Annotated in this window: 1 protein-coding gene; it reads right to left on the reverse strand. The window is 71.5% G+C overall.

Features of this window, described 5'->3' with window-relative positions; genetic code table 11:
* On the reverse strand, positions 1–3,182 hold a 3,182-nt coding region (locus tag AB0G16_RS38530), incomplete at its 3' end, for a condensation domain-containing protein (protein ID WP_362815942.1).
* Positions 3,183–3,205 lie beyond the last annotated feature (23 nt).

Here is a 3,205-nt window from a genome sequence, read left to right on the forward strand (position 1 = left end):
GACCGCGGCAACACCACCGCAACCCGATCACCCACCCCCACCCCACGATCCAGCAGAATCCGCGCCGCCGCGTTCACCCGCGCATCGAACCGCGCATACGTCAACTCCACACCGTCGTCCCCGACCACCGCAACCGTGCCCGGAGCAGCCGCCACCCGCTCCCGGATCAACCCGTCCAGGGTGAGCGACCGCACCTCCAAAGGCGCCCCCGTCATCTCGACCGCATCACCGCCCGGCAACAACGCCAGCTCCGCCACCCGTACATCCGGGGTGGTCGCCATCGCCGCCAGCACCCGCTCGAACATCGCGGCGAACCGGTCGACCGTGGCCCGATCCAGCACGTCCGGCCGGTAGGAGAACTCGAGGACGGCCGAGTCGGGACCCGGCGTGATCGAGAGCGCGAGCGGGTGCGTGGTGGCATCCCGCCCGTCGACCTGTCGCAGCGTGATCCCGGTGTTCCGCTGCGCCTCGGCCAGTTGTTCCTCGTCGACGGGGTAGCTCTCGTACACGAGGAGCGTGTCGAACAGCGGATTGAACCCGGTGGCTCGCTGAACTTCCGCGAGCGGCACGTGGTGATGGTCGAGAAGGGCGGTGTTCTGTTCCTGAACCTGGACGATCAGCTCCCGGAGGGTGGGGTTTCCGGCCACGTCGACGGGGGTCGGGACGGTGTTGATGAACAACCCGACCGCGTCCTCGATGCCGTCGATCTCCGCGGGACGGCCGGAGACCGCGGTGCCGAACACGACCGTCTGCCGACCGGTGACGCTGTTGAGGAGGACCCCCCAGGCCGCCTGCATCAGACTGCTGAACGTGGAACCGGCGGAGTGGGCGACCCGCTGCAACGCCGTGTGGGTCTCCGGGGCGATGACCACCTCGAACTCGTCCGGGAAAACCGCGGACGTGCTCGGTGCTCCGGGGACGACGAGCGTCGGCTCGTCCACCGCCGCGAGTGCCCGGGCCCACCGCGCCAGTGAGGCGCGCTCGTCCCGAGACGCCAGCCACGACAGGAACGCGGGGTAGACGCGGTCCGGCTCGGGCCGCGAGAAGGGATTCCGGTACGCGTCCAGCAGCGCCTCGACCATCCTCGGGCTTGACCACCCGTCGGCCAGGACATGGTGCGTCGTCCAGACCAGGATGTGGCGACCGGGCTCGGCGGTCAGCAGCACCGCGCGGGTGAGCGGCGCCGACCGCAGATCGAACGGCTCCGCCCGGTCACGGTCGAGTACCTCGTCGAGCGGGACTCCGGCGCCGATCGTGGTGAACGGTGTCGTCGCGGCCGCGGGAACGACGGCGACGAGTTCCCCGGCGCCGGTGGAGGCGATCGCCGCCCTCAGGTGCGGGAACCGTTCGAGTACCCGGTCCAGGGCGACCCGCAGCCGGTCGGGGTCGATCTCGCCGTCGAGGTGCAGGACGGTCTGCGTGATGTAGACGTCCACCGCCCCGTCGTCCACGCCGAGGAGGGTTTCGAATGTGATGCCCCGTTGCAGGGCCGTGAGCGGCTGCACGTCGGTCAGCTCGCCGTAACGCGCCTCCCACGCGTCGACGTCCGCCTGGGCCAGGTCGGGGACGGTCAGGTCCGACGGCGAGCGACGCCGGTGAGCCGCCGCATCCGCGTAGCGGCCCAGGACGGCCAGCGCGGCCGTCCAGAACTCGACGAGTTCGCGGACGTCCTGCTCGCCGATGACACCGGCGGCATAGGAGGCCGTTCCGTCCAGGACGAGTCCGCCCTCGCCGGGGACGGCCGCGGTGTTGATGTCGATCACCGCCGGCAACGGCAGCTCATCGGGTGAATATCCGTCGAGGCCGCCGGTCTCCGGTGCCCCGCCCCAGGCGACGGCCTGCTCTGATTCGTCACCGCGGAACTGGCCCAGATAGTTGAAGCCGAACTGCGGTACGCCTCCCGAGGCGAGAGCCGCAGCGGTGACGGGATTGAGGTGGCGCAGCAGGCCGTAACCGGCACCGCGGCCGGGAACCCGGCGGAGCTGCTCCTTGACACGCAGCACCACGTCCGCGGCGAGCCGCGGGTCGGTCAGGGCCCGGGTCGGATCGATGTCGTCGCTGGACAGCGCGACGGGGTACCAGCTGGTGAACCAACCGACCGTTCGCGACAGGTCCGCGCCGGGGACGAGGGACTCCTGGCGGCCGTGCCCTTCCAACCCCACGACGGCGCCCCGGTGGTCCACTCCGCGCCGGGCGCGCCAGGCGCCGACCGCGATCGTGAACGCCCCGAGGAGGACATCGTCGACCTCTGCCGACAGCAGGCGCGGCACATCGGTCAGGATCGCCCGGGTGACCTCCGCCGGCAGCGACACCTCGACCGTTCCGGCGGTCCCCTCGGTGTCCCGTGCCGGGTCGAGCGGGCGCGAGCCGATCAGTGGGTCGTCGCCGGCGGCCACGTCGGACCAGTAGGGGAGCTGACCGGTGACGTCGGCGTCGGCCGAACGACCGGCGAGGGCGTGCGTCCACGTCGGCACGCCCGTCCCGGTCGGCGACAGGGGCTCGACGGTCCGGCCGGTCTCCAGTTCCCACGCGTGCTTCAGGTCGTCGCCGAGGATGCGCCAGGACACGCCGTCCACCACCAGGTGGTGAATCACCCACAGCAGCCTGTCGCCGGACTCGGCGTCGCCCGTGAACCAGCGGGCGCGCCAGAGGATCCCGGCCGTCAGGTCCAGCGACTCGGACAGCTCCGCCGTGGCGGTTCGGAGCTGCTGAGGCCACTCGGATGAGGACCACACCGCCGCGGAGGTTTGACGGGTGACGGCTTCCGCGGAGAACGGCCGGATCTCGAAGCGCCGTTCGTACCCGTCGTCTCGTACGAGCCGCCCGCGCAGCGCGGGGTGATGCTCGACCACGCGCCCGAGGATCCGGTGCAGGGCCGACTCGGTCAGGCCGGGCGGGGTGACGAAGGTGAACGACTGTGTGAACGCGCCGAACCCGGGGAGATCCACCTCGGCGGCGGCGATCGGCCACAGCCCGGACTCGGACCGCTCAGCCAGGGCTACGGAATCCCGAACGGCCGCGGCGTCGTGCCGCTCGGCCGCTCGCGCCAGCGCACCGACCGTACGGGCGGTGAACATCTCCGCCGCCGTCACCGTCACTCCGGCCCGGCGAGCCCGTGACACCACCTGGATCGACAGGATGCTGTCACCGCCGAGGCGGAAGAAGTCGTCGTCGACCGTCACCGACGGCACCTGGAGGACCTCGC

The organism is Streptosporangium sp. NPDC023615 (genome assembly GCF_040640155.1).
Taxonomy (GTDB): Bacteria; Actinomycetota; Actinomycetes; order Streptosporangiales; family Streptosporangiaceae; genus Streptosporangium.